The sequence below is a fragment of the Clostridium sp. CF012 genome (assembly GCF_018861755.1).
Classification (GTDB): Bacteria; Bacillota; Clostridia; order Clostridiales; family Clostridiaceae; genus Clostridium_AD.
This window is the reverse complement of record NZ_JAHLEF010000067.1, coordinates 1-5,605: the sequence shown is the minus strand read 5'-3', so window position 1 is coordinate 5,605 and position 5,605 is coordinate 1. Positions and strand designations below refer to the sequence as shown.

The following is a 5,605-nucleotide window of genomic DNA, read 5'->3' as shown; positions in this document are numbered from 1 at the left end:
AAAGACAATTTTGACCATTATCTCACATATTACCATATATTATGTTGCATTCATACGCTTTTCGCCAGCCATGATACGACATTTAATATATTTACTATTCTTAAAAATTGACCTTATATTCCATAAAAATTACAATTATATTTAATTTCACTATTTTTATAAGCATTCAATACCTAAATGTGAAAATTTACAAATACCTTTAGTGAATATATAACAAAGCATATTGTAATATTACCATAATCTGCTATGATTGTAAATATTAGAGATATATAATCATTTGGTAAAATAAAAAAACAAACCCTCTCAGGTGCCCTTAATTTTATTATTTTATTTTATTTTGTAGTTACGTCACACTATTTTCCTAAGTCGTCACAAGTAAAAACGCCACAAACTTTTATTGTTTGTGACGTCTAATTAGAAGATTTCGAAGTAATTTTACTTCTTTGCTTTAGTATAGTTGTCGTACCATTCTCTACCAGAAGCCCAATTTTTAGAAGTAGAATTCTCTTTTAGTATTTCAGAACAGGCTATTGCCATAATATATTCTTCTAACCCGTTCTTATTACTATCAGAAAATTTGTTTAGCATGAAATTTAAAGACTTTTTCCCTTGCGAAACAATGTATTTATAATCCTCATTACTATCTACACCCTTAATATAGTCATATGGGTTGGATGATAGTGATACTCTACTATCCTTTGGATTAGTAATATTGTTAATTTTTTCTTCTATTGTTTGCTCAAAGGTTTTGTCCGTTGAAACTTTCTTTGCTGTATTACTGCACCCAATCAAACTAAATGCAAATAAAACAGCAAGACATATAACCATCACGCTTATTGATTTTTTTCTCATAAATTTCTCCTTTCTTTTAGTTCGCAACATTTTACCGTTACGACATAAATAATTTATTTAATTATACCAAATGCGATAGATTTGGCTGGTTCAATACCTATGAAACAAGATAGACACATGACGGATATTAACTCAATAATATGGTCTGGTTTTACACGTATGGCAGTTGTACCTGTACTATCTAATCTATAATTATTTCGGATTTAATGCATTTTTCTTTTTTATCAAAATAAATAAAAAGGGATTCACTATCTACACTAATTAAACTTCTTTCAGATCCTAGGTAATATATGATTGTATTGCTTGTCTTTTCTGATTTGGTTGGTTTGCCTAATAAAGTTAATATATCTTCTTTGTTTTTTTCTTCTAGCTTGTTATCTTTTAACAGATTGTCAACCATTAAAACTCTTTTATTTTCATATCGAACCCATTTTGAAGAAGTGAATTTTGAATAATAATATTTATTTAATCCTAAGTTTGATAAAAATAAAAAAGCTAAAGTAGAAATAATTGTAATTAATAAACTTGATTTTTTAAATTTGTTCATAATCATACCACCTCTTTTTAAAATTATACTTACACTTTATCAGAATTATTGTTCAAAAATGTAATTATATGAAATCTTTAGTTTGCCATTTTGTACGATTCCGAATCATTGTTACCATTATATAACATAACAGTAAAGATAGGAATAGTCCAAACTTTACTGCACCATATTTTCCTAATTCGTCACAAGTAAAAACGCCGCAAACTTTTATTGTTTGTGACGTTTTATAAGAAAAATGCGTCTGAATTTTGGTACATGCTAAATAATTATGCTCACTATCCACAGCCAAATTAATAACTATCCTAAAACATACTCTGGAGCCAACTCATAACTTGATTTCTTACTTTTTCGCTGTCTTCCTTAAGTGGATTCACAAAATCAATAGTTCCAATCACAGGATTATTTGCAAATGCTGTTTTTAACTTATCGAAGCATTTTTTAGCACCGCCGCCAGAATGAGAAGCAAAAAAAACCATTTTTTTCTCCGTTATGATACTTTTTGTAATAAATGTATGGATAGGTGGAGCATAGCTTCCTGCCCAAATAGGTGTTCCGACAAAAATGGTATCGTACTCTTCCAAGCATGGGATTTCATTTAATAATGCAGGTTTTTCTTTAAATACAACACTTTTTCCACCCCAAAAGAATTTCTTAAATCCCTCTTTCGGAATTTCCTTATCTGGTTTTAATTCCAATATTTCAGAATTTAATTCTTTTGCAATCATGTTAGCAATTAATTTTGTATTGCCTTCTAACGAATAAAAAACTACTAATGACTTCATATTTTGCCTCCTTTTAAAGCAACTGTTTATATGTAGTATACGAATTTATAATATGCCCTACTGCAAATAATCCGATTAAAATTGTTAATGAGATATTTTGAAACCACAATGCTGCAAACAATAAAAATAAAATGGGAAATACTGCCATTGGTAATGGTATATGCATAACTGTATCAAATAATAAACTGTATTCTCTTCCATTAATGAAATATCGAACCCAAAGAATATAATAAACCAACAAACAGATAACCATCCCGATAAATAAAATACTTCCATAGTTGACCTTACTATTTTTTGTTGTTGATACTAGAACAATAAAATAAATTATCTGGGTTCCATGTTCTAGAATATTAATTACCATACCTCCATCCTCAATATTGGCAAGTATATTGTTGGGTGGAAATATTGCAAATAAAATATTCGGTAAAAGAACTAAAGCCACTATTATAATTCCTTTCCATGATATTCCCATAATTAACCTCCATTCACTATTATCATTTTTTTAATCAGTTCTTTACTCCATAAACAATATAATTCCTGTTGCTTAATTCCTAATGACAAAACATCCAAAATTTGTTTGTGATTTTCATGAACATTAAGGTCATTTTCAAGCTGGCTCTCAAACTGATTGAAAACTTCCAACTGCTTTATACTTTGCTCATAAAATCTTTCTAAATGCCGTTTCATTTCGATATGATTTTTGTCAGTAGATAAGAATATTTTTAGCAAGAATTCACTTCTAGTACTGTCTTTTTCGTTTTCCGATTCCATCCATTGCTTTAATTCTAAGCACCCATTATCTGTAATGGTATATTTAATTCTTTCTCTTCTCAATACGCTTTTTTCACTTGTTACTACTTCTCTAATAAACTTTTCTTTCAGTAATGCATTTAATTCTGGATATATTTGTCCGTAACTCTCCTGCCAGAAAAAACTCATACGTCCATCAATTATTTTTTTAATCTCATATCCCGTTAATTGTTCTTCTTTAAGTAAACCCAGTAAAACAAATCTTGTCTTTTTCTTCATACCTTCCTCCTTATATGCATCTATTAGATATAGTATGGTATAAAGATATATTCGTCAAGCATTATATGTATCTTTTAGATATATATAATAAAAGAGAACTGATAAGATTTCTAATTAGCACTTCTCTTTTTTGCATTTTAAAATAGTTTTACCAAAAGGATGTCTCTCAACAATTACATTCTTTCCACCAAATAAAATTCTATCTATTAATCCAATTTTTTCTCCATCTTCAATCCCTCTGAATTGTATGCTTCCATCATCATCTATTACACCTTTAACCATCTCATTTTCACGATATGAACATTTCATTTTCTGTGCTCCTTATGATTTTTACTTCACCTTAAATTACTAATCTTCTCTAACTAAACTACTCCGGCTAATTCTAATAAAGCATTTTCTACCGCAATTTTATACTCTGCAATTAGAATATCATCCACTTTAAAAGGCTCATTTGTCTTTGGATTTATCTCCTGTATACTAATTTTTTTAACTAATATACCTACTAAATATTGTTTAACTATTACTGTTGCCATTGTTAAATCACTCCTTCGCTTTCTAATAATTTATTTTGTAAACTTGTTATTTGTTCTCCTAATGCAGTTAATACAGTAAGTTGTAAAGGTGATTGAGGTTGAGGTTGAGGTGTTTGTATTACGTCTCTATCATCGAACCCTAAGAATTTACCTTCTGTAATATTTGAAACTGCTATTAAATGCATCCCTTTTGCAATTTGTGCATCGGTTATTGCTTGTACTTCACTTTCATTTTCATATTTAATAATTATCATTTTTATACCTCCTATTTAATGATTACTTATCCTTTATTATACGTACACAATTGATACTTGGTCAGTTATTGCATTTGAACAACACATAGCCATATATGTCATAGTTAACTCAAGAATTGAGTTACTTTCAGCTTTAAAACTACACCCCCAAACAGAAAATATGTCACCTGCTACACAAGGTATATCAAAAGAATATAAAACAGCAGTAGATGTTGACACTACTGTTCTTGTGCTCTCAATAACTGTTCTTGAAGTATATTGTCTCTCTTTTGCAACATAAAACGATACAGGACAATTATAATATGAACTCATCTTTAGTTTAAATCTAATAACACCATTATAATTTATTCTCCATGTTGAACCGATTCTGGTGTATTCAACAGTAGTATATGGTGTCTTATACAAAATTGTATTTTGAACCATAACAGAATCACCAGATGTTGGATTTACATAAACACCACCCAAACTCTCCACTGTCGCAGTTCCTGCAAGTCCAAAAACACTTTGACCGCTTAATATTTTAGAAGCAACTAGTCCTGATTGAGCAACAGGAATTTTAACTTCCCCACCACCACTACTAGCTATTCCTGGTGGATAGTAACCACCATTAGCTAAATAAACTGCTACATCACCATTACCATAGTTTGCAACACTGGCAGAGTCATGCGAACTTCCTGCAAAATTAGGTATTGTTCCTGCCACTATGCCATTTTCTGTACCGATTGTACTACCACTTAGAACTTTATCCGCCGTAGCTGTTCCGTAATCACCACCTTCACCCAACTGGATAAAATTTGTGCCATCCCAAAACAACGTATACACACTTGCATACAATTTTGCATTATTTCCATTAGCTTTTTTAATTGCACAAACTGCTCCAGTATTTATTTTTAATGTTGGTGCAGTTGTACTATTTGCATTGAATTTTATTGTAAATTTTTGATTAGCATTAATAACTTGTGTTGTAGTTATGCTATAAGTATCACCACTTTTGTTGTAGTTCCTAAATGTGGTACTTGTTTCGAATTATCCGCCAAAGACGACGTAACTGAATTTGATAAAGTATTCAAATCTTCCTTATTTGCTTTCTCTTTTATTGCTCCGGTTCCATTTAAAACAGCTATTTTATCAGAGTTTCCTTTAACTGTTTCGGTAGTTCTTCCTTCTCCTGCGATAGAACTTATTGCATTGCCTTTTGATTTACTATCTAAGTCTATCTTGTCCCAATTTTCATTTAACACTAAATCTATATTGAATGTATTAGCATCATCTGTTGAGTCTAACTTATATAGACTCAAATTTGTAGTTCTTTTACTCAATTCTATCCCTCCTAAATTGCATTAAATGCAAATTCCTTTATTGTTTTAGTTCGTAATTCTCCTACTGTCATTGCTTTTATATCTCCTACTAATAGATAAGCGAAAATATAACTGAGCATTAGGTGTGCAGGTTTTATGTCTTCTATAAGTGATAACAAGCTTGGTAAATCTGTTGGTATGGTGTTAGTATAATACTGTAGACACGAAAAGCCGAACACATTAAAATATAAATAAGAGAAGGATGTGTTTATAATGGCAAGAGGTCAAAAACAATACACAGAGGAATTCA

The 5,605-nt window shown here is 30.2% G+C and carries 11 protein-coding genes; all 11 read right to left on the bottom strand.

Translation table 11 applies throughout. The annotated features are described in order from the left end of the window. Window positions 1–435 precede the first annotated feature (435 nt). The 11 genes from KPL50_RS25995 to KPL50_RS25945 all read right to left on the bottom strand — a co-directional run bounded on the left by KPL50_RS25995 (window position 436) and on the right by KPL50_RS25945 (window position 5,474). A complete protein-coding gene (locus KPL50_RS25995) occupies window positions 436–852 on the bottom strand; it encodes a hypothetical protein (RefSeq protein ID WP_216301388.1) in 417 nt (138 codons plus the stop codon). A 181-nt stretch (window positions 853–1,033) separates the two neighbouring features. Then, window positions 1,034–1,399, bottom strand: a complete 366-nt coding sequence (locus tag KPL50_RS25990; protein WP_216301387.1) for a hypothetical protein — start codon at window positions 1,397–1,399, stop codon at window positions 1,034–1,036. 302 nt (window positions 1,400–1,701) lie between these two features. Then, window positions 1,702–2,181, bottom strand: a complete 480-nt coding sequence (locus KPL50_RS25985) for a flavodoxin (protein WP_216301386.1) — start codon at window positions 2,179–2,181, stop codon at window positions 1,702–1,704. A gap of 13 nt (window positions 2,182–2,194) precedes the next feature. Continuing rightward, on the bottom strand, window positions 2,195–2,653 hold the full coding sequence (locus tag KPL50_RS25980; RefSeq protein ID WP_216301385.1) for a hypothetical protein: 459 nt from the start codon (window positions 2,651–2,653) through the stop codon (window positions 2,195–2,197). 2 nt (window positions 2,654–2,655) lie between these two features. Further along, complete coding sequence (locus tag KPL50_RS25975) at window positions 2,656–3,210, bottom strand: PadR family transcriptional regulator (protein ID WP_216301384.1); 555 nt, start codon at window positions 3,208–3,210, stop codon at window positions 2,656–2,658. A gap of 114 nt (window positions 3,211–3,324) precedes the next feature. After that, complete coding sequence (locus tag KPL50_RS25970) at window positions 3,325–3,519, bottom strand: hypothetical protein (protein ID WP_216301383.1); 195 nt, start codon at window positions 3,517–3,519, stop codon at window positions 3,325–3,327. A gap of 53 nt (window positions 3,520–3,572) precedes the next feature. Further along, window positions 3,573–3,743 carry a hypothetical protein gene (locus tag KPL50_RS25965; protein WP_216301389.1) on the bottom strand — a complete coding sequence of 57 codons (171 nt, stop codon included), beginning with the start codon at window positions 3,741–3,743 and terminating at the stop codon, window positions 3,573–3,575. Window positions 3,744–3,745: 2 nt separating this feature from the next. After that, the gene (locus KPL50_RS25960; protein WP_216301382.1) at window positions 3,746–3,997 is read right to left on the bottom strand and encodes a hypothetical protein; all 252 of its coding nucleotides are present in this window, start codon (window positions 3,995–3,997) and stop codon (window positions 3,746–3,748) included. A 36-nt stretch (window positions 3,998–4,033) separates the two neighbouring features. Continuing rightward, a complete protein-coding gene (locus KPL50_RS25955; RefSeq protein ID WP_216301381.1) occupies window positions 4,034–4,819 on the bottom strand; it encodes a hypothetical protein in 786 nt (261 codons plus the stop codon). Window positions 4,820–4,965: 146 nt separating this feature from the next. Next, window positions 4,966–5,316 (bottom strand): hypothetical protein, encoded by a 351-nt coding sequence (locus KPL50_RS25950; protein ID WP_216301380.1) that lies wholly within the window; start codon window positions 5,314–5,316, stop codon window positions 4,966–4,968. A gap of 11 nt (window positions 5,317–5,327) precedes the next feature. Next, window positions 5,328–5,474, bottom strand: coding sequence for a hypothetical protein (locus KPL50_RS25945; RefSeq protein ID WP_216301379.1), 147 nt, complete (start codon window positions 5,472–5,474; stop codon window positions 5,328–5,330). Window positions 5,475–5,605: the final 131 nt, after the last annotated feature.

Coding starts and splice junctions, on each gene's coding strand:
- KPL50_RS25965 (WP_216301389.1), bottom strand. CDS start 3,743: ATGGCAACAGTAATAGTTAAACAATATTTAGTAGGTATATTAGTTAAA.
- KPL50_RS25985 (WP_216301386.1), bottom strand. CDS start 2,181: ATGAAGTCATTAGTAGTTTTTTATTCGTTAGAAGGCAATACAAAATTA.
- KPL50_RS25990 (WP_216301387.1), bottom strand. CDS start 1,399: ATGAACAAATTTAAAAAATCAAGTTTATTAATTACAATTATTTCTACT.
- KPL50_RS25995 (WP_216301388.1), bottom strand. CDS start 852: ATGAGAAAAAAATCAATAAGCGTGATGGTTATATGTCTTGCTGTTTTA.
- KPL50_RS25975 (WP_216301384.1), bottom strand. CDS start 3,210: ATGAAGAAAAAGACAAGATTTGTTTTACTGGGTTTACTTAAAGAAGAA.
- KPL50_RS25980 (WP_216301385.1), bottom strand. CDS start 2,653: ATGGGAATATCATGGAAAGGAATTATAATAGTGGCTTTAGTTCTTTTA.
- KPL50_RS25970 (WP_216301383.1), bottom strand. CDS start 3,519: ATGAAATGTTCATATCGTGAAAATGAGATGGTTAAAGGTGTAATAGAT.
- KPL50_RS25960 (WP_216301382.1), bottom strand. CDS start 3,997: ATGATAATTATTAAATATGAAAATGAAAGTGAAGTACAAGCAATAACC.